General features: G+C 70.9%; 18 protein-coding genes and 1 pseudogene. 14 read left to right on the top strand and 5 right to left on the bottom strand.

What is annotated here, in order from left to right; translation table 11 throughout:
* Positions 1 to 61: 61 nt before the first annotated feature.
* Entirely contained in the window at positions 62 to 1,039 is a 978-nt protein-coding gene (argC, locus tag QWZ14_RS23125; protein ID WP_290319303.1) for an N-acetyl-gamma-glutamyl-phosphate reductase, read from the top strand.
* A gap of 91 nt (positions 1,040 to 1,130) precedes the next feature.
* Here argC and denD read toward each other — a convergent pair whose 3' ends face one another.
* The gene (denD, locus tag QWZ14_RS23120; protein ID WP_290319302.1) at positions 1,131 to 2,117 is read right to left on the bottom strand and encodes a D-erythronate dehydrogenase; all 987 of its coding nucleotides are present in this window, start codon (positions 2,115 to 2,117) and stop codon (positions 1,131 to 1,133) included.
* Between the two features lie 167 nt (positions 2,118 to 2,284).
* On the opposite strand from denD, the gene QWZ14_RS23115 reads away from it, so the two are divergent.
* From QWZ14_RS23115 to QWZ14_RS23085, 7 genes are all read left to right on the top strand, one after another.
* On the top strand, positions 2,285 to 3,466 hold the full coding sequence (locus QWZ14_RS23115; RefSeq protein WP_290319301.1) for a diaminopropionate ammonia-lyase: 1,182 nt from the start codon (positions 2,285 to 2,287) through the stop codon (positions 3,464 to 3,466).
* Positions 3,467 to 3,601: 135 nt separating this feature from the next.
* Positions 3,602 to 4,963 carry a sn-glycerol-3-phosphate ABC transporter substrate-binding protein UgpB gene (gene ugpB, locus QWZ14_RS23110; protein WP_290319300.1) on the top strand — a complete coding sequence of 454 codons (1,362 nt, stop codon included), beginning with the start codon at positions 3,602 to 3,604 and terminating at the stop codon, positions 4,961 to 4,963.
* 18 nt (positions 4,964 to 4,981) lie between these two features.
* Entirely contained in the window at positions 4,982 to 5,860 is an 879-nt protein-coding gene (gene ugpA / locus QWZ14_RS23105) for a sn-glycerol-3-phosphate ABC transporter permease UgpA (RefSeq protein WP_290319299.1), read from the top strand.
* Positions 5,860 to 6,738, top strand: a complete 879-nt coding sequence (gene ugpE / locus QWZ14_RS23100; RefSeq protein WP_290319298.1) for a sn-glycerol-3-phosphate ABC transporter permease UgpE — start codon at positions 5,860 to 5,862, stop codon at positions 6,736 to 6,738. The genes ugpA and ugpE overlap by 1 nt, the downstream gene beginning before the upstream one ends.
* Positions 6,738 to 7,808 carry a sn-glycerol-3-phosphate ABC transporter ATP-binding protein UgpC gene (gene ugpC / locus QWZ14_RS23095; protein ID WP_290319297.1) on the top strand — a complete coding sequence of 357 codons (1,071 nt, stop codon included), beginning with the start codon at positions 6,738 to 6,740 and terminating at the stop codon, positions 7,806 to 7,808. The genes ugpE and ugpC overlap by 1 nt, the downstream gene beginning before the upstream one ends.
* 62 nt (positions 7,809 to 7,870) lie before the next feature.
* Positions 7,871 to 8,848, top strand: coding sequence for a Bug family tripartite tricarboxylate transporter substrate binding protein (locus tag QWZ14_RS23090; protein ID WP_290319296.1), 978 nt, complete (start codon positions 7,871 to 7,873; stop codon positions 8,846 to 8,848).
* Positions 8,849 to 8,905: 57 nt separating this feature from the next.
* Complete coding sequence (locus QWZ14_RS23085; RefSeq protein WP_290319295.1) at positions 8,906 to 9,946, top strand: uroporphyrinogen decarboxylase family protein; 1,041 nt, start codon at positions 8,906 to 8,908, stop codon at positions 9,944 to 9,946.
* A 13-nt stretch (positions 9,947 to 9,959) separates the two neighbouring features.
* Here QWZ14_RS23085 and QWZ14_RS23080 read toward each other — a convergent pair whose 3' ends face one another.
* The 3 genes from QWZ14_RS23080 to QWZ14_RS23070 are packed head-to-tail and all read right to left on the bottom strand — an operon-like array spanning position 9,960 to position 12,979.
* Positions 9,960 to 11,477 (bottom strand): tripartite tricarboxylate transporter permease, encoded by a 1,518-nt coding sequence (locus tag QWZ14_RS23080; RefSeq protein ID WP_290319294.1) that lies wholly within the window; start codon positions 11,475 to 11,477, stop codon positions 9,960 to 9,962.
* A 3-nt stretch (positions 11,478 to 11,480) separates the two neighbouring features.
* A complete protein-coding gene (locus tag QWZ14_RS23075; protein ID WP_290319293.1) occupies positions 11,481 to 11,972 on the bottom strand; it encodes a tripartite tricarboxylate transporter TctB family protein in 492 nt (163 codons plus the stop codon).
* The gene (locus QWZ14_RS23070; protein ID WP_290319292.1) at positions 11,969 to 12,979 is read right to left on the bottom strand and encodes a Bug family tripartite tricarboxylate transporter substrate binding protein; all 1,011 of its coding nucleotides are present in this window, start codon (positions 12,977 to 12,979) and stop codon (positions 11,969 to 11,971) included. The genes QWZ14_RS23075 and QWZ14_RS23070 overlap by 4 nt, the downstream gene beginning before the upstream one ends.
* A gap of 213 nt (positions 12,980 to 13,192) precedes the next feature.
* Between QWZ14_RS23070 and QWZ14_RS23065 the strand changes: the two genes are divergently transcribed.
* From QWZ14_RS23065 to QWZ14_RS23045, 5 genes are all read left to right on the top strand, one after another.
* Positions 13,193 to 14,710 (top strand): acyl--CoA ligase, encoded by a 1,518-nt coding sequence (locus QWZ14_RS23065; protein WP_290319291.1) that lies wholly within the window; start codon positions 13,193 to 13,195, stop codon positions 14,708 to 14,710.
* Between the two features lie 64 nt (positions 14,711 to 14,774).
* Entirely contained in the window at positions 14,775 to 15,752 is a 978-nt protein-coding gene (locus tag QWZ14_RS23060) for a 2-dehydropantoate 2-reductase (RefSeq protein ID WP_290319290.1), read from the top strand.
* A 99-nt stretch (positions 15,753 to 15,851) separates the two neighbouring features.
* Positions 15,852 to 16,433, top strand: a complete 582-nt coding sequence (locus QWZ14_RS23055; protein WP_290319289.1) for a hypothetical protein — start codon at positions 15,852 to 15,854, stop codon at positions 16,431 to 16,433.
* Between the two features lie 29 nt (positions 16,434 to 16,462).
* The gene (locus QWZ14_RS23050) at positions 16,463 to 17,026 is read left to right on the top strand and encodes a hypothetical protein (protein WP_290319288.1); all 564 of its coding nucleotides are present in this window, start codon (positions 16,463 to 16,465) and stop codon (positions 17,024 to 17,026) included.
* A complete protein-coding gene (locus QWZ14_RS23045; protein ID WP_290319287.1) occupies positions 17,023 to 17,664 on the top strand; it encodes a hypothetical protein in 642 nt (213 codons plus the stop codon). Before QWZ14_RS23050 ends, QWZ14_RS23045 begins: the two co-directional genes overlap by 4 nt.
* A gap of 25 nt (positions 17,665 to 17,689) precedes the next feature.
* On the opposite strand, the gene phaC is transcribed toward QWZ14_RS23045, so the two are convergent.
* The gene (gene phaC, locus QWZ14_RS23040; protein ID WP_290319286.1) at positions 17,690 to 19,507 is read right to left on the bottom strand and encodes a class I poly(R)-hydroxyalkanoic acid synthase; all 1,818 of its coding nucleotides are present in this window, start codon (positions 19,505 to 19,507) and stop codon (positions 17,690 to 17,692) included.
* 125 nt (positions 19,508 to 19,632) lie between these two features.
* On the opposite strand from phaC, the pseudogene QWZ14_RS23035 reads away from it, so the two are divergent.
* A pseudogene (locus QWZ14_RS23035) lies at positions 19,633 to 19,960 on the top strand (hypothetical protein); the annotation flags it as partial.

The raw sequence follows: 19,960 nt of genomic DNA, 5'->3' as shown, positions 1-19,960 counted from the left end.
AACCCCCGCAGCCCTCGGCTCCGGGGGTTTTTGTTTGCCCGAATCCCAGAAGGACATTTCCATGAGCATCCGTGTCGGCATCGTCGGGATCAGCGGCTTCGGCGGCGGCGAGGCATTGCGCCTCGTCGCCGGCCACCCGTCCTTCGAACTCGTCCATGCCGCTGGCGAGGGCAGTGCGGGCAGCCGCCTGGAGGACCGCTTTCCCGGCGTGTCGGCCAGGCTGGCCGGGCTGGTGATCGAGAGGTGGGACCCCGCCACCCTGCCGGCGCTCGACGTGCTGTTCGCGTCACTGCCCACGGGCGCCTCGGCCGAGGCGCTGGCGCGCGTCCCCAAGGCGGTGAAGATCGTCGATATCGGGGGGGACCACCGCTACGCCGAAGGCTGGGCCTATGGCTTGGCCGATGTCTGGCCCAACCAAATCGAGGGTCGGACCCGCATTGCCAACCCCGGCTGCTTTCCCGCGGCCACGCTGACCGCGCTGGCGCCGCTGCTGGCCGACGGGCTGATCGAGCCGGGCAACATCGTGATCGACGCCAAGACCGGGATTTCCGGGGCCGGCCGGGGCGGCGGGGAGAGCGCTTTCGGCTTTGCCGAGAGCAATGAGAACCTGGTGCCCTATGGCCTGCTCCGGCACACCCACATGCCCGAGATGGCCAGGACGATCGAGCGGCTGAGCGGCGGCAGCGCGGCCGGGCTGGTATTCACGCCGCATCTGGTGCCGATGACCCGCGGCATCCTCGCCACCATCTACTGCCGCGGCCGCGCCACCACGGCGCAATGCCTGGAGGCGGCGCGGCGCTTCTATGCCGGGCGGGCCTTCGTCCGGGTGACCGACCGGCCGCCGCAGACGAAATGGGCGACCGGCTCGAACCTCGCCTTCGTCAGCTATGCGGCCGATCCGGAGCGCGAGCTGGTGATTGCGATGGGCGTGGTCGACAACCTTGGCAAGGGCGCGGCCGGGCAGGCGGTGCAGAATGCGAATCTGATCTGCGGCCTGCCGGAAACGGCGGGGCTGGACGGCGCACCGGTCTGGCCATGATCCATTGGCCAGCCCGTGTTCTGAGGGCAGCTTCTGGACTCAGAAAATTAGATGAGGGGCTTGGGGAGAATACCTTCTCCCCAACCTTGCCTTACATCCCCCGCTCCGCCCGCGTCGCCGCCAGGTCATCCTCGATGAAGGCCTGGATGATCTCCTCCAGCGACTCCTGCTCGGAGAAATCGTGCAGCCGCCGGGCCCGCATGGCGGTGAAGCTCGCGGGCCAGCCGCCGACGATCGCCTCGATCGCCGCATCCGGCACGTGCTTCACCCGCGCCCGGGCTTCCGGCCCGGCCACCGTCTCGAGCGCCGTCAGCATCTTGCCCACCGTCGCGCTGCGCCCCGGCGGGTTGATGCCGCGATCCAGCCCGAGCGGGCCGGTGTCCATCTGCATGGCGTGGAGGAACCACTCCACCGCCCGGCGCGGCGAGCAGATCCAGACCGCGAAATCCTCCGGCACCGGCAGGGTGGTCTCGAGTCCCAGCAGCGGCTCCCGCAGGATCGCGGAGACGAAGGAGGAGGCGGCCTTGTTCGGCCGGCCCGGGCGGATGATGACGGTCGGCAGGCGCAGGCTGACCGCGTCCAGCATGCCCCGGCGGGAGGCGTCCTGGAGCAGCAGCTCGCCGATCGCCTTCTCGGCGCCGTAGCTGTTGCCGGGCAGCTGGCGGGCGTCGTCCTCCAGCCGGGCCTCCTGGCCGCCGCCGAAGCTGGCGACGGAGGAGGTGAAGACCACCCGCGGCGGCTCCCGCAGCGCCCGGCAGGCCTGCAGCACCGCCAGCGTGCCCATCACGTTGACGCGGAGGCCGAGGTCGAAATCCGCCTCCGCCTGGGCCGAGACCACGGCGGCGAGGTGGACCACCACGCGGGTCCCCGGCGGGATGGCGCGGGCCACCTGGGCCGCATCGGCCACGTCGCCGCCGAGGCAGGTGACGGGGAAGGGGGCCTCAAGCCCGGCCGGCGCCTGCAGGTCGAACAGGGTCAGGCCGGTGATCGCCTGGTCGCCCAGGGCACCGTCCCGGGCCAGGCGGATGGCGAGCTTGCGGCCGAGGAACCCGCCGCCGCCGAGGATGGTGATCTGCATCGCGCTCTCCCTGATCTGTCTCTCCGATGTCGCGCTGTCGGCGGTTCGGTGCAAGCCGCCCGTGGCGGCGTGGACCGGGGGCACCACCCTTGGGGCACCACCCTTGGGACCACCCTGGCAGCATCGGGATTGGCGGTTGGCCGCCAGCCGGGCGATAACCCTGGCCCATGAGCATCCCCCACCGGCCCTTCCGCCTGATGATCAACCGCCATGCCGGCACCCCCGGCGTGGTCGTCCTCCCCGAAGGCGGCTTCCGCCGCGCGAAGGAGGAGATCGCCACCTGGGAGGGCCATGCCCCTACCCCCCTGCTGGCCCTCGAGGATATCGCCCGGACGGCCCGGTTGGCCTCGGTGCACTGGAAGGACGAGGGCCCACGCTTCGGCCTCGGCAGCTTCAAGGCGCTCGGCGGCGCCTATGCGGTGCTGAAGCTGCTCCAGGCCGAGCTCGCCCGGCGCGGCGTCGCCAACGCGGCCGGCTCGGCCGAGCTGGCCGCCGGCGAGCACAAGGCCGCGACCGGGGCAATCATCGTCACCTGCGCGACCGACGGCAACCACGGCCGCAGCGTCGCCTGGGGGGCGAAACGCTTCCACGCCCGCTGCGTGATCTTCGTGCACGAGACCGTTAGCCCCGGCCGGCGCGAGGCCATCGCCGCGCATGGCGCCGAGATCCGCGAGGTTCCCGGCACCTACGACGACGCCGTCCGCGCCGCCCAGCGCACCGCCGAGGCGGAGGGCTGGTTCGTCGTCTCGGACACCTCCTACCCCGGCTATACCGAGGTGCCGCGGGACGTGATGCAGGGCTATCGCGTCATGCCCGACGAGGCCTTCGACCAGATCCCGGCGCCGCCCACCCATGTCTTCGTCCAGGCCGGGGTCGGCGGCGTGGCGGCAGCCGTCTCGGTCCAGCTGCGCGCCCGCTACGGCGCCCCGAAGGACGGCCTTGGGCCGAAGCTCATCGTCGTCGAGCCGACCGAGGCCGCCTGCCTGCTGGCCAGCGCCGAGGCCGGGGAACTCACCACCGTCGATGGCGCGCTGGACACGCTGATGGCCGGCCTGGCCTGCGGCGAGCCCAGCTTGCTCGCCTGGCAGGAGCTGGAGCGCGGCGCCGCCGCCTTCATGGCGGTGCCGGACGACAGCGCCGTCGCCTGCATGAAGCTGCTGGCCGCCCGCCGCCCGCCGCTGGTCGCCGGCGAGAGTGCGGTCGCCGGCCTCGCCGCCCTGCTGCTGGCCGCGCGCGAGCCCTTCGCCCGCAGCGCCCTGGGCCTGGAGGAGGGCAGCCGCATCCTGCTGTTCGGCACCGAGGGCGCCACCGACCAGGCGGTCTACGACCGGTTGGTGAAGGCGGGCTGACGCGGGCCCGCGCCGCTTGCCCCCCCATGCTTGCCCCGCTATGGCGGCTTCCTCTATCTGTCGCGCAACGGCACAACGCCGCGGCCTGATGCCGCAGTCCGGCATTACGCATCGAGTCCTGGGAGAGTTCACGCCATGAGGCGCCGTATCCTTGCCGCCGCCGGCCTCGTCGCCGCGGCCATGCTCGCCCTGCCGCCCCGCCCGGCCGCGGCCCAGGCGCCCGCCGCGACGCCGGTCGAAATCCAGTTCTGGCACGGGCTGCCGCAGCCGCTTGGCGGCCAGCTCGAGCAGATCGTGGCCGGCTTCAACGCCTCCCAGGCCCGCTACAAGGTGGTGCCGAGCTTCCGTGGCACCTATCCGGAGACGATGGTCGCCGCCATCGCCGCCTTCCGCGCCAATTCGGCGCCGCATATCGTGCAGATGTTCGAGGTCGGCACCGGCACCATGATGTCCGCCGGCCGCGCGGTGAAGCCGCTGCACGAGCTGCTGGCCGAGGCCGGGGTCACCATCGACTTCAACGACTACCTGCCCGCCGTCCGCGGCTACTACCAGGCTGCCGACGGCCGGCAGATGAGCATGCCCTTCAACAGCTCGACCGCCGTGATGTTCTGGAACAAGGACCACTTCAAGCGGGCCGGGCTCGACCCCGCGGTCGCGCCCAAGACCTGGGACGAGGTCGCCGAGGCGGCGCGCAAGCTGAAGGCGGCGGGCATCGCCTGTCCGCTGACCAGCTCCTGGCCCGGCTGGATCCAGGTGGAGCAGGTGAGCGCGCTGCACAACATCCCGCTGGCGACGCTGGGCAATGGCTTCGACGGGCTCGGCGCCACGCTGCAGGTGAACAACCCGCTGCTCGTCCGCCACATGAACAATCTGATCGAGTGGCAGAAGGCCGGGCTCTTCCGCTACGGCGGCCGGGATTCGACCGCGGATGCACTGTTCCCCGCCGGGGAATGCAGCATGGCGCTGGTCTCCTCCGGCGCCCGCAGCCGCATCACCCGCGAGGCCCGCTTCGAATGGGGCACCGCCATGCTGCCTTATTACAGGGATGTGGCCGGCGCCCCGCGCAACAGCATCATCGGCGGCGCCAGCTTCTGGGCGCTGAACCGCGGCACCCAGGGCGCGCGCGCGGTCGAGGAATGGAAAGGCGTGGCGGAGTTCTACCGCTACATCAGCCAGCCCGAGATCGATGCCAAGTGGCACATGGAGACCGGCTATGTCCCGGTGCGCCGCGCCAGCTACGAGGTCGCCCGCGCTGCCGGCTTCTACGACCGCAACCCCGGCTCCGACGTGCCGATCGAGCAGCTGCTGCGCGGCGGCGAGACCACTGCCAATACGCGGGGGATCCGGCTCGGCGGCTATGTCGAGATCCGCAACATCATCCAGGAGGAAATGGAGAAGGCCTTCCAGGGCCAGCAGAACGGCAAGCAGGCGATGGACGCCATCGTCCAGCGCGGCAATGCGGTGCTGCGCAACTTCGAACGCGCGAATCGCGGCTGAGCGGGAAGGCGCGGGGCCATGAAGAAGACCCTCTTCAAGGGCACCGCGCTGCCTTGGCTGCTGCTCGCGCCGCAGCTCGCGGTGACCTGCATCTTCTTCCTCTGGCCGGCGGGTGCGGCGATCTGGCAATCCGTGCTGCAGGAGGACCCCTGGGGCACGCGGTCGGAATTCGTCGGCCTGCGCAATTTCGCCGAGGTGCTGGTCGAGCCGGAATGGCGCGGCGCGGCGCTGAACACGCTGGTCTTCTCCACCTCCGTCGCCGTGCTGGCGATGGGCAGCGCGCTGTTCCTGGCGGTGCAGGCGGATAAGGCGATCCGCGGCGGCAATGCCTACAAGACCCTGCTGATCTGGCCCTACGCGGTGGCGCCCGCGGTCGCCGCGGTGCTCTGGCTGTTCCTCTTCCATCCCTCGATCGGGCTGATCGGCCAGGCGCTGAACCAGGCCGGCATCGCCTGGGACTACAAGCTGAACGGCGGCCAGGCGATGACCCTGGTCATCATCGCCGCGGCCTGGAAACAGGTGAGCTACAATTTCATCTTCTTCCTGGCCGGGCTGCAGTCTATCCCGAAGTCGGTGCTGGAGGCGGCGGCGATAGACGGCGCCCGGCCGGTGCGGCGCTTCTGGACCATCATCTTCCCGCTCCTCTCGCCGACCAGCTTCTTCCTGCTGGTGGTGAACCTGGTCTATGCCTTCTTCGATACCTTCGGCGTGATCCATGCGCTGACCGGCGGCGGCCCGGGCAAGGCGACCGAGACGCTGATCTACAAGGTCTATGTCGAGGGCGTGCAGAACGTGAATCTCGGCAGCAGCGCGGCGCAGTCGGTGATCCTGATGGTCATCGTCATCGCGCTGACCGCGGTGCAATTCCGCTTCATCGAACGCAAGGTCCACTATTGATGGACGACGACGCGCTCGCCGCCGCCACCCGCCGCCGCCAGGCGCGGGAGAGGATCATGTCGCATGGCTGGCTGATCCTCGGCGTGCTGATCTTCGCCTTCCCGGTCTGGATCACCCTGGTCGGCTCGACCCATGACGCCTCGACCATCGGCCGCGGCGACGTGCCGCTGCTGCCGGGCCCGCATGCGATCGAGAACTACACCGCCGCCTGGACCAGCGGCGGGGAGGGGCGCTACCGCGCCAGCCCCGCCTCGCTCATGCTGTGGAACAGCGCGCTGATGGCGCTCTGCATCGCGGCCGGCAAGATCACCATCTCCCTGCTCTCGGCCTATGCCGTGGTCTTCTTCCAGTTCCGCGGGCGGATGCTGGCCTTCTGGACCATCTTCCTGACGCTGATGCTGCCCGTCGAGGTCCGCATCATCCCGACCTACCAGGTCATCGTCAGCCTCGACCTGTTCAATTCCATGGCCGGGCTCACCATCCCGCTGATCGCCTCGGCCACCGCCACGCTGCTGTTCCGGCAATTCTTCCTGACCATCCCCGATGAATACGTCGAAGCGGCCAAGATGGACGGCGCCGGGCCGGTCCGCTTCTTCCGGGACATCCTGCTGCCGCTCTCGGTCACCAACATCGCCGCGCTCTTCGTCATCCTGTTCATCTACGGCTGGAACCAGTACCTCTGGCCGCTGCTGGTGGTGAACGACCGCGGGCTCGAGACCATCGTCGTCGGCCTCGCCAAGATGATCGGTAACGGCGACGCGCAGAACGAATGGAACGTCATCATGGCCATGGCGGTGCTGGCGCTGCTGCCCCCCGTCGCGGTGGTGGTGCTGATGCAGCGCTGGTTCATCAAGGGCCTCACGGAGACCGAGAAGTAATGGCCACGCTCGACGTCTCCGCCGTATCCAAATCCTTCGGCACCAACAAGATATTGCACGGCGTGGACCTGACCGTGGCGGACGGCGAGATGATCGTCATCGTCGGCGCCTCCGGCTGCGGCAAGTCGACCCTGCTGCGGATCGTCGCCGGCCTCGAGACCGCGACCACCGGCACCATCCGCATCGCCGGCCGCGACGTGACCGGCCTCGAGCCGGCCGACCGCGACATCGCCATGGTCTTCCAGAACTACGCGCTCTACCCGCATATGACGGTCGCCCAGAACATGGCCTATGGCCTGAAGATCCGCGGCCTGCCGAAGCCCGAGATCGCCACGCGGGTCGCCGAGGCGGCGACCCTGCTCGGCATCCAGGCGCTGCTGGACCGCCGCCCGCGGCAGCTCTCGGGCGGCCAGCGCCAGCGCGTCGCCATGGGCCGCGCCATCGTCCGCGAGCCGAAGCTCTTCCTGTTCGACGAGCCGCTCTCCAACCTCGATGCCAAGCTGCGGGTGCAGATGCGGGCCGAGATCCGCCGGCTGCAGCGCCGCCTCGGCGTCACCTCGCTGTTCGTGACGCATGACCAGACCGAGGCGATGACGCTGGGCGACCGGCTGGTGGTCATGCATGCCGGCCATGCCGCCCAGGTGGCGACCCCGATGGAGGTCTGGGCCCGCCCGGCCGATACCTATGTCGCCGGCTTCATCGGCAGCCCGGCGATGAATTTCCTCGAAGGCAGCCTGACGGAAGGCGGCCGCGCGGTGGCGCTGAAGGCCGGTCCGCTGCTCCGCTTCGCCGATGGTCCCCGGCCCGGCGCCGAGGGCCTGCCGCTGATCATCGGGATCCGTCCCGAACACGTCGAGGCGACCGAGGCCGGCCTGGCCCTGCCGCTCGACCTCGTGGAGCCCTTGGGGTCCGAGACCGTCCTGCACGGGCGGTTGCCGGATGGCGAGGCGCTGACGGTAAAGCTGGCCGGCCCGGCGCCCGTCGGCGGCGCCATCCAGGTCAGCCTGCCCGCCGCGGCGCTGCATGTCTTCGACGCCGCCTCGGGCAAACGCCTCGACCCGGTGGCTTGACCGCCGGGGCGGTGGCCCCAAGATCCCCGGCAAGGGCATCCAAGCCCGTCGGGGGATCTTCCATGCATCGTCGCCACCTGCTTGCCGCCGCCGCAGTCTTGCCTGCCGGCATCGCCCGCGCCCAGCCGGCCGCGGCGGCCTGGCCCAACCAGCCGGTGCGCCTCGTCGTACCCTTCGCCGCCGGCGGTCCCACCGATATTCCTGCCCGGCTCTTCGCCGAGGAGGTCGGCAAGCTCCTGCCCCAGCGGGTGATCGTCGAGAACCGGACCGGTGCCGGCGTCGTCGTCGGCTCGGAGGTGGTGGCACAGGCCCCGAAGGATGGCCATACGCTGCTCTACAGCACCATCGCCCATTCGGTGATGCGCGCGCTCTTCCCGCGGCTGCCCTTCGATCCCATCACGGATTTCCAGCCGGTGGCCCTGCTCGGCGTCATCCCGATGGTGCTGCTGGTCAACAAGGACCTGCCGGCCCGCAGCCTGCCGGAGCTGGTCGCCCTGCTGCGGGCCAATCCCGGGCGCTACGACTACGGCAGCAGCGGCATCGGCGGCGCCGTGCACCTGGCGACCGAGCTGCTGCTGAAGCGGGCAGGGGACCTCAAGGCCAACCACATCCCCTACCGCGGCTCGGCGGCCGGCATGCCGGACCTGCTCTCGGGCCGGCTGGCGATGTTCATGGATGTCGCCGCCGGCGGCCTCACCTATGCCCAGCGCGGCGATGCCCGCGCCCTCGGCATCTCGGCCGCCGCCCGCCTCCCGCAGGCGCCGGATATCCCGACCTTCGCCGAGGGCGGCGTGGCCAATGCCGAGAGCTATACCTGGCACATGATATTCGCCCCGGCCGGCACGCCGGCCCCGGTGATCCAGGCGGTGAACGCCGCCTTCAACCGGGCCGCGGCCGAGGAGAGCGTGCAGCGCCGGCTGGGCGACCTCACCATGACCCTGCGCCACGACACCACGCCGGAGACGGCGACCCGCTGGCTGGCCGACGAGACCGCGAAGTGGGAAACCATCATCCGCGACGCCGGCATTCGCGTCGACTAGCCGCGCCGGGGCCTTCCGTCCCGCCGCCTGCGACCCCGCATCACGAGGATCCGCCCCATGGCCCAGCCGCTTCCCCTGCTGCCGACCACCGTCGTCGGCAGCTATCCGCAGCCGGCCTGGCTGATGAACCACGAGGTCCTGCGCTCCCGCCTGGTGCCGCGGGTCCGTGCCCCGGAGATGTGGCGGGTGCCCGCCGAATTCCTGGCCCAGGCGCAGGACGACGCCACCATCCTGGCGATCCGCGACATGGAGCGGGCCGGGATCGACATCATCACCGATGGCGAGATCCGCCGCGAAAGCTATTCCAACCACTTCGCCTCGGCGCTGGAGGGCATCGATCCCGACCGGCCGGGCGAGGTGGTGGGGCGCACCGGCAAGACCACCGTGGTGCCGCGGGTCATCGGCCGGGTGCGGCGGGCGCGGCCCGTCGAGGTCCGCGACGTGGCCTTCGCCCGCGCCAATACCGACCGGCAGGTCAAGATCACCCTGCCCGGTCCCTTCACTATGACGCGGCAGTGCCAGAACGAGTTCTATGCCGACGAGGCGGAGCTGGCGATGGACTACGCCGCGGCGCTGAACGCGGAAATCCGCGAGTTGAAGGCGGCCGGCGCCGACGTGATCCAATTGGACGAGCCCTGGATGCAGGCCTATCCGGAGCAGGCCCGGCGCTACGCCATACCGGCCATCAACCGGGCGCTGGAGGGGATCGAGGGCACCACGGTGGTGCACCTCTGCTTCGGCTATGCCGCCATCGTCGGCGACAAGCCCTCCGGCTATTCCTTCCTGCCGGAGCTGGCCGAGGCGAGCGCGGCGCAGATCTCCATCGAGGCGGCCCAGCCCCGGCTGGACCTCGGCATCCTCCGCGAGCTGCCGGCCAAGACCATCATGCTCGGCGTCATCGACCTCAACACGCCGACAGTGGAGACGGCTGAGGAGGTTGCCGGTCGCATCCGTGCCGCGCTGCGGGTGGTGGACGCCACCCGGCTGGTGCCGGCGCCGGATTGCGGCATGAAGTACCTGCCGCGCGACCGCGCCTTCGGCAAGCTGCAGGCGCTGGCCCAGGGCGCGGCCATCGTCCGCCGCGAGCTGGGCGCCTAGCGCCGCCCGGGCCCTAGGCCGGCCGGGGGCGGCGCAACACTCCCCCGGCGAGCAGCCCCCGGGCCCAGCTCAGCGCCGGCCAGAGCAGCAGAGCGATGCCCAGCGCCATGATCGTGCTCACCAGCCAGTTGGAGAAGAAGACCCCGAGGCTGCCCTGGCTGATCAGCAGGGATTGGCGGAAGGCCTCCTCGGTCCGGTCGCCCAGCACCAGGGCGAGGACCAGCGGCGCCAGCGGGTAGTCGAGCTTCTTCAGCACGTAGCCCACCACGCCGAAGACCAGCATCAGGGTGATGTCGAACTCGGCGTTGCTGACGGTGAAGGCGCCGATCGCGCAGACCACCAGGATGAGCGCCGCGATGATCGAGAAGGGAACCCTGAGGATGGCGGCGAACCAGGGCACCGCCACCAGCACCACGATCAGCCCGGCGATGTTGCCGAGGTACATCGAGGCGATCAGCCCCCAGACGAATTCCTTCTGCTCAACAAACAGCATCGGCCCCGGCTGCAGGCCCCACATGATCAGCCCGCCGAGCAGCACCGCCGCGGTGGGCGAGCCCGGTACGCCGAGCGTCAGCATCGGCAGCAGCGCCGAGGTGCCGGCCGCATGCGCCGCGGTCTCCGGCGCGATGACGCCCTCGATCCGCCCCTTGCCGAAGCTGGAGGGGTCCTTGGCCATCCGCCGCGCCACGCCATAGGACATGAAGCTTGCCGGCGTGGCGCCCGCCGGGGTGATGCCCATCCAGCAGCCGATCAGCGCCGAGCGGGCGGCGAGGAACCAGTGCCGCGGCAGGGTCTTCCAGACCCGCAGCACCACCTTGAGGTCGATCTTCGCGCGCTGACCCTTGAAGCGCAGCCCATCCTCGATGCTGCAAAGGATCTCGCTGATCCCGAACAGGCCGATGACGGCGACCAGGAAGTCGAAGCCGCGGATCATCTCGGTGCTGCCGAAGGTCATCCGCAGCTGGCCGGTGACGGTATCCATCCCGACCGCGGCCAGCAGGAAGCCCAGCATCATTGCCATCAGCGTCTTCAGCGCCGGCCCCCGGCTCATCCCGACGAAGCTGGCGAAGGACAGGAACATGACCGCGAAGAATTCCGGCGGCCCGAAGCGGAGCGCGAAGCCGGCAATGACCGGCGCGACGAAGGTGATCATCACGATGGCGACGAAGGCGCCGACGAAGCTGCTGGTGAAGGCCGCAGTCAGCGCCTCCGCCGCCCGGCCCTGCTGCGCCATGGGATAGCCGTCGAAGGTGGTGGCGACGGACCATGGCTCGCCGGGGATGTTGAACAGGATCGAGGTGATGGCGCCGCCGAACAGCGCCCCCCAGTAGATGCAGGACAGCATGATGATGGCCGAGACCGGCGGCATGGCGAAGGTCAGCGGCAGCAGGATGGCGATGCCGTTGGCGCCGCCGAGCCCCGGCAGCACGCCGATCAGCACGCCGAGCACCACGCCCACCAGCATCAGCAGCATGTTCTGCGGCTCGAGCGCCACGGCGAAGCCCTGCATCAGCAGGCCGAGTTCTTCCATGGCTCAATACCCCAGCGCGGTCTCGAGCGGCCCCTTGGGCAGCGCGACCAGGAACCAGATCTCGAAGATGACGAAGGTGGCGACCGCCGTGGCGATGCCCGCCAGGACCGACCGGGCCCAGCCGAAGCCCCCCAGCCGCCGCATGAACCAGGCGACCATCACCGCCGAGGCGACATAGATTCCGGCGAAGGGGATGGCCGCGACGTACAGGATGTTCGGCACCAGCACCGAGGCCACGAGCCGCAGCTGCGGCCAGCTGGCGAAGATCCCAAGCTCGCCCCGGGTCCGCGCCGCCTGCACCAGCGTGCCGGTGCTGGCCGCGACCAGCGCCAGGCCGATCCAGAAGGGGAAGGTGCCGGATTGCGGCCCGTCCGTGCCCCAGCCGATGCCGAGCCGCAGGCTGTCCCACAGGGCCGCCCCCCCGGCCGCAGTGAAGGCGAGGGCGGTGCCGATCTCGACCGCGCGGTTGCTGGGGCCGGCTGACGGCCGGATCACGCCAGGAACCCCGCCTCCTGCATCAGCGTCCGGTGCCGGCTCTCCTCCTTGGTCAGCCAGGCGCGGAAGGCCTCGCCGGTCATGCTGGTGGTGTTGAAGGCGCCCTGCTGCATGAGCTCGCGCCACTCCGGGGTCTCCCGCACCCGCGCCATCAGGCCTTCGTAGAAGGCCACCTGCTCGGGCTTCACCCCGGGCGCCATGAAGATGCCGCGCAGCATCAGGTATTCGACGTCGAGCCCGGATTCCCGGGCGGTCGGGATATCCGACCAGGCCGCGGTTTCGGTCATCTTCTCGGTGCCGGCCAGCCGCTGGCTGTCGAAGACGCAGAGCGGCCGCAGCGCGCCGGAGCGCCAATGCGTCACCGCCTCGATCGGGTTGTTCACCGTGGCGTCGATGTGCTTGCCGACCAGCTGCACCGAGACCTCGCCGCCGCCCCGGAAGGGCACGTAGGTGAGGTTGCCGCCCATCGCCTTGGCGAGGGCGACGCCGATGATCTGGTCCTCCTGCTTCGAGCCGGTGCCGCCGAGCTTCAGCCGCTCCGTCCTGGCCGCCACGGTGAAATCCGCGACCGTCTTCCAGGGCGATTCGGCATTCACCCAGAGGATGAACTCGTCGAGCGCCAGCATCGCCACCGGAGTCAGGTCCTGCCAAGTGAACGGCACGCCCGTCGCCAGCGGCGTGGTGAAGAGGTTGGACAAGGTGATGACGACCATGTGCGGATTGCCGCGGGCGCCCTTGGCTTCGAGGAAGCCCTCCGCCCCGGCACCGCCGGCCTTGTTCACCACCACCATCGGTTGCTTCATCAGCCCGTGCTTGGCGACGATGCCCTGGATCACCCGGGCCATCTGGTCCGCGCCGCCGCCGGTCCCGGCGGGCACGATGAACTGCACCGGCCGGGTCGGCTCCCAGGCGCGCTGCGCCAGGGCCGGGGTGGCGAGGACCGAGGCGAGGGCGCCACCGCCAAGGCCGAGCAGGAGGGTGCGGCGGGAGCTTCCATGAAGCGTCATTCTGATGGTTTCCGGCGATGCGTCGTGGCCCGATTGCGGCCCAGCAACGCGCCCTTGAGGTTGGCGTTGGCACCGGGGTGGGGCGGAAAACGCGGTAAAGCAACGAAAAGCGTGTAAAGCGCGCGGCAAGATGCGCCAGGGTTGGACGCCGCTTGCCGCCCGGCCCCGGCTGATGCAGAGAAAGCCTAAATGCGCCCCTCCGGAGGAAATCCCATGCCCGCCATCAGCACCGTCGCCGAGCTGCTCGCGACCGGCGCGGCCGACCGCCCCGCCATCCGTGCGCCCGAGCGGCCGCCGCTCAGCTATGCCGGCCTCCGGGAGCTCGCGGCCGGGACCATCGCCAGCCTGAACGCCATCGGCATCGGCCGTGGCGACCGTGTCGCCATCGTGCTGCCGAACGGGCCGGAGATGGCCGCCAGCTTCGTCGCCATCGCCGGCGGCGCCACCACCGCGCCGCTGAACCCCGCCTACAAGGACGAGGAATTCGAGTTCTACCTGCTCGACCTAAAGGCCAGGGCGCTGGTGGTGCAGCAGGGCGCCGAGACCCCGGCGCGCGGCGTGGCGCAGCGCCTCGGCGTGCCGGTGCTCGAGCTGGTTCCCGGCACCGCGGCCGGCGCCTTCACCCTGGTGGGCGGCACGCCCGGCGCCGCCACCAGCCCCGGCGCCGCCGGGCCGGATGACGTGGCGCTCGTGCTGCATACCTCCGGCACCACCGCGCGGCCGAAGATCGTGCCGCTGAGCCATACCAACGTGACCGCCTCCGCCGGCAACATCGCCCGCACCCTGGCGCTGGGCCCGAATGACGCCTGCCTTAACGTCATGCCGCTGTTCCACATCCACGGGCTGATCGCGGCGACGCTCGCCTCGCTGGCCGGCGGCGGCGCCGTCATCTGCACGCCGGGCTTCAACGCCCTGCGCTTCTTCGCCCTGCTCGATGCGGAGAAGCCGAGCTGGTACACGGCGGTGCCGACCATGCACCAGACCATCCTGGCCCGGGCCGAGCGCAACGCCGAGATCATCGCCCGCGCGCCGCTGCGCTTCATCCGCTCCTCCTCGGCCTCGCTGCCGGCGCAGGCGATGAAGGACCTCTCGGCGGCCTTCAACGCCCCGGTGCTGGAGAGCTACGGCATGACCGAGGCCAGCCACCAGATGTGCTCCAACCCGCTGCCGCCCGGCGCGCAGAAGCCCGGCATCGTCGGCCTGCCCGCCGGCCCCGAGGTCGCCATCATGGACGACGACGGCACCCTGCTGCCGCAGGGCGCGATCGGCGAGGTCGTCATCCGCGGTCCCAACGTCACCAAGGGCTACGAGGCGAACCCGGAAGCCAATGCGAAGGCCTTCACCAAGGGCTGGTTCCGCACCGGCGACCAGGGCATGTTCGATGCCGACGGCTACCTGATGCTGACCGGCCGGCTGAAGGAGTTGATCAAGCGCGGCGGCGAGCAGGTCAGCCCGCTCGAGGTCGATGGCGTGCTGTCGGACCACCCGGCCGTCGCCCAGGCGCTGACCTTCGGCATCCCGCACCCGATGCTGGGCGAGGAGGTCGGCGCCGCCATCGTGCTGCGCGAGGGCATGGCGGTGACGGAACGCGAGCTGCGCGACCACGCCGCGAAGCACTTGGCCGACTTCAAGGTACCCCGCAAGGTGGTCTTCCTGGACGAGATCCCGAAGGGCGCCACCGGCAAGCTGATGCGCATCGGCCTGGCCGAGAAGCTGGGCATCAAGGCGTGATCCGGTCACACGGCGCCGCAGCGAAGCGAAGCGAGGAGCGTAGCGTGAATCGGATCAGCGCATCATGAGGATCTGCATCTTCGGCGCCGGCGCCATCGGCGGGCTGATGGCGGCCAGGCTCGCCGCCAAGGGGGAGTCGGAGGTCACCGTCATCGCCCGCGGCCCGCATCTCGCCGCCATGCAGGCCCATGGCCTGAAGCTGATCAGCGAGGGCGAGGAGACCGTCGTCCGTCCCCGCTGCGTCGAGACCGCCGCCGAGGCCGGGCCGCAGGACTACGTCGTCGTCACCCTGAAGGCGCATGCGCTGCCCAAGGTGGCGCCGCAGATGCAGCCGCTGCTCGGGCCGGAGACCGCCATCGTCTCGGCCGTCAACGGCATCCCCTGGTGGTATTTCTACAAGCTGGCCGGGCCGCACGAGGACCGCCGGGTCGAGAGCGTCGATCCCGGCGGCGCGCTGTGGGAGACGCTGCATCCCTCCCGCGCCATCGGCTGCATCGTCTACCCCGCGGCCGACGTGCCCGAGCCGGGTGTGGTCAACCACACCTACGGCGACCGCTTCACCCTGGGCGAGCCTGACGGCAGCCGCTCCCCGCGCGCCAACGCGCTCTCGGCCGCCCTGGTCGCGGCCGGCTTCAAGGCGCCGGTGCGGCCGAAGATCCGCGACGAGCTCTGGGTCAAGCTCTGGGGCAACCTCGCCTTCAACCCGCTGAGCGCGCTGACCGGCGCGACGCTCGACGTCATCACCGGCGACCCCGAGCTGCGCGCCGTCTGCCGCACCATGATGCTCGAGGCCCAGGGCGTTGCCGAGGCGCTGGGCACCCGCTTCGCCATCGATGTGGACAAGCGGATCGCCGGCGGCGCCGAGGTCGGGGCCCACAAGACCTCCATGCTGCAGGACCTGGAGCGCGGACGGCCGATGGAGATCGATGCCCTGCTTGGGGTCGTCGTCGAGCTCGCGGCCCTGGTGGAACGGCCGGCGCCCACCTGCCAGACCGTCCTCGCCCTGCTCCGCACCCGGGGGCGCCTGGCAGGCTGCTACTGATCCCGGGCCGGCGCGACGCCCGGGATTGCCTGGTGCCGCCGCGGCGCCAATTGTTTCTCCGCCGCGAATGCCGCAGTCTGCACGCCGGAGATGAGATCCATGACCAAGACCCCGGTGGCCGCGACGCTTGCCCTGCTGCTGCCCCTGCTCGGCTGCGGCAGCGGCACGCCCTACGCGGTGCTGCCCCGGGACGCGACCATCGGGGTCGGCGACCCGACCCGCGCGGCGGTGATCGCCAGCGCCTTCTCCTTCGCCACGCCGGGGGTCCTGGCCGGCCATCCGGAGACGGCGGCAATCGCCGCGGCCCAGGTGGAATATCTGGCCAGCGAGATCCCGGCCGGGCCGCGCTGGGTCGACTTCAACCCGACGGTCGGCCTGGAGCTGATGGCCGCGCGGGCCGAGATGCGCGGTGCGCTCGGCATCGCCGCCGAGGCCCAGCCCCAGGCGGTGGTCGATGGCCTCTTCGCCGCCTCGCGCGCCCTGACCGCCGGCAATCCGGCGGCCGCCCGGCAGGCCCTGGCGGCGCCGGCCTTCACCGATGGGCCAGCCACCCTGCGGCGCCTGGCGGGCCTGCCCGCCCTGCCGCGCACCCGCAGCGCCACGGCGCTCACGGAGCGGGAGATGTTCCGCACCGAACAGGACAACCAGCACTCGTCCGGTGGCAACGGAACCATGTTCTGACCCGCCCAGCCCCCAAAGGGATACGCCGCATGTTCAAGCCCCTGCTGCCGCTCGCCGCCCTGGTGGCGATGGGCGCCTGCACCCTGCCGCCGCCGCCGCAATCGGCCAGCCTGCCGAATGATGCCGTGGTCGGCGCCGGCGACCCGCTGCGGTCCGCGGTCAACACCACCGCCTTCGCCTTCTCCAGCCAGAGCCAGCTGGCCGGCCGCCCGGCCCAGGCCGCCCGTGCCGTGGCGCAGATGGAGTGGCTGACGGTGGAGTTGCCCGGCAACCCGCGGCTCACCAACGTCTCCCCGACGGTGTTCAACCAGCTGGTCCAGGCCCGGGCCGAATGGCGCGCCGCCCTCGGCATTCCGGCCGGGGCCGAGGCGCAGCCGGTGATCGATGCGCTCTACGCGGCGGCCCGGGCCCTGGGCAGCCGCCAGTCCTCGGAGGCCGCGGCGGCGCTGCCGGCCAGCCTCTTCCCGCAGGGGGGGGCGGCGACCCTCACCCGGCTGGCGGCGTTGCCGGGGCTGCCGCTCACCAACCGGGCGGCGGTCGGCGCGACGGAGGCGATCCGCGACCTCGATTCCGCGTCGAGCCGCCGGCTGTGAAGGCCGGCGGGCTGCTGCTGGCGCTGGCGCTGGCGGGGTGCGCCGAACTGCGGCAGGCGCCCCCGGCCGGCCCCCCGGTGGACCTCGTCCAGGCCGGGCAGGGCCGGGGCGACCAGGGCCGCGATGCCATCACCGCCGCCGCGGCGGCCTTCGCCGACCGTGGCCGTGGCCTGGCCGGCCAGCCGGAGGCGGCGGCCCGGGCGGTCGCCCAGCTCGAATTCGCCACCGAGGAGCTGCGCCGCAATCCCCGCTTCGCCCCCATCCCGGACGGGGTGCGGCGGGAGATGCTGCTGGCCCGCACCGAGGCGCGCGATGCCCTGGGCATCGCCGAGGCGGCACCGTCCGAGCAGGTCGTCGGCGCCCTGCTGGCGGCAGCCCGGGCGCTGCCGGCCGGCATGGCGGCGGCGGCGGCGAGGGCGCGGCCGGCCCCGCTGTTCCGCCCCGGCGGCGAACGCTCCGTCGCCCGGCTTGCCGAGATCGGCCCGCTGCCCCAGGCGAGCATCGCCACCGCCCTGCTCGGCCGGCAGCTGGAGCGGCTGGATGCCGAGAGCAGCTGGGTCGGCGCCCTGCCGGACGAGACCGGCGGCAGCCGCATCACCACCTTCGGCCTCGGCGGCAACCAGGGACTCGGCTACTGAGCCCAGATCTGGAGAGGGAAGGGGGCTAGTCCGCCCCCATCACCGCGACATAGCTGCCCGGCGCATCCTCCAGCGCCGGGAGCGCGCCGGCCCCCGGGACCCGCGCCGGCACCTGCTCCTTCGCGGCCTTGTCGGCCGCGGTCACCCAGCGGTGCCAGTCCGGCCACCAGGACCCGGCCAGCTCGGTGGCGCCCTTGAACCACTCCTCGGGGTCGGGCGGCAGGCTGTCGTTGACCCAGTGGCTGTACTTGCCGCTCTCGGGCGGGTTCACCACCCCGGCGATATGGCCCGAGGCGGCGAGCACGAAGCGGATCGGCCCGGCATAGATCTGCGTTGCCCGGTAGGTCGACTTCCACGGCGCGATATGATCCTCGCGGGTCGAGATCAGGTAGCTCGGCACCTTGATGCGGCGGAGGTCGATCTTCACCCCCAGCAGCTCCAGCCCGCCCGGCTTCACCAGGTCGTTCGCCTGGTACATGTGGCGCAGGTAGAAGCTGTGCATCTTCGCCGGCATGCGGGTGGAATCGTCGTTCCAGTACAGCAGGTCGAAGGGGAAGGGCTCCTGGCCCATCAGGTAGTTGTTGACCACGAAGGACCAGATGAGGTCGTTGGCCCGCAACATGTTGAAGGTGGTCGCCATCTCCCGGCCCTCGAGGAAGCCGCGCTTGCCCATCTTCTCCTCGAGACCGCGGAGCTGCTCCTCGTCGATGAAGACGCCGAGCTCGCCGGCTTCCTCGAAGTCGGTCATGGTGACGAAGTAGGTCGCGGTCTTGATGCGGGTGTCCCGCTTGGCCGCCATATGCGCGAGCGTCGTCGCCAGTAGCGTGCCGCCGAGGCAATAGCCGATCGCATTGACCTGCCGCTCGCCCGTCGCCTGCTCGATCGCATCGAGCGCGGCATAGACGCCCTCCCGCATGTAGTCGTCGAAGCCCTTCTCCGCGAGCTGCCCGTCCGGGTTCACCCAGGAGACGACGAAGACCGTATGGCCCTGGTCGGTCGCCCATTTCACGAAGGAGTTCTTCGGCCGCAGGTCGAGGATGTAGAATTTGTTGATCCAGGGCGGGAAGATCACGAGCGGCCGCTTCAGCACCGTGGGCGTGGTCGGCGCATACTGGATCAGCTGCATCAGCTCGTTCTGGTAGACCACCTTGCCCGGCGTGACCGCGATGTTCTCGCCGACCCGGAACTTGCTGTCGTCCGTCATGCGGATGCGGAGCTGGCCCTTGCCGCGCTCGAGGTCGGCGAGCAGGTGGGACAGGCCCTTCAGCAGGTTCTCGCCGCCGGTCTCGGCGGTTTTCCGCAGCACTTCCGGATTGGTCAGCAGGAAGTTGGAAGGGCTCATCGCATCGACGAATTGCCGGGTGTAGAAGTCGACCTTCTGCGCCGTCTTCGGCTCCAGCCCGTCGACGCCGCCGACCACGTTCTGGAAGAAGCGGGCGCTGAGCAGGTAGGACTGCTTGATGAAGTCGAAGACCTCGTTGTCACGCCAGGCCTCGTCCTTGAAGCGGCGGTCCTTCGGGTCCTCGGCGATCACCGGGGTGCCCTCCTCCTGGCCCATCATCCGCCGGGCGGTGTTCTGCCAGAGCGTGAGGTAGTCCTGCCAGAAGCCCATCTGCGCCTGGACCAGCCGGGCGGGATTCGCCATCAGCCGGGTCGTCATCTCGAGGAAGGCGCCGCCGATGTTCAGCGGATCGGGGGAGGTTCCCCCGGATTCCGACTGTCGCTTCAGGAAGTCGGTCACGATCCGCTGGCCGCGCTCGGCGACCTCGGCCATGGTTCGGGTGACCAGCGCCGGATCGGGCAGCCGGAATTGGGGAGCTTCGGGCAATTTTTCGTCGGCCATGGGCCACCTTACGCCGCGCCGGGGCAAGCCTCCACCCTGCTTCGTGCGGCCTGCGGCCCGCCTTCGGGCGGCTTCCCTTTTCCCGCCGTTCCGCGCTAACCCTGGTCCGGACCGGAGGCGGCAGGATGATGCGGGGAGGTTGGTGGCGCCGGCTGGGCGCGGGGGTGCTGGCCCTGGCACTGCCCGGCTGCGAGATCCCGAAGGAAATCAACCCGGTCGAGATCTACCGCACCGTATCCGGGGAGGCCGATGCCGGCCGCCTGCCGCCCCCCGGCATGGACCGGCCGCGCCCCAGCCTCGGCAGCGTGCCGCCCCGGCCCGAGCGGCCGCCGCCGGAGGCGCGGGATGCCATCTCGGCCGCGCTGGCGCTGAACCGCACCCAGTCGCGGGAGCCGCTGGCGCTGCGGACCGTGCCGGCCCCGCCGGCGGCGGGCGTGGCGCCGGGCGAGCCGT

This window comes from Paeniroseomonas aquatica (genome assembly GCF_030409335.1).
In the GTDB taxonomy this organism is placed as follows: Bacteria; Pseudomonadota; Alphaproteobacteria; order Acetobacterales; family Acetobacteraceae; genus Belnapia; species Belnapia aquatica.
The sequence above is the reverse complement of the archived record's forward strand: the minus strand, read 5'-3'. Positions and strand labels throughout refer to the sequence as shown.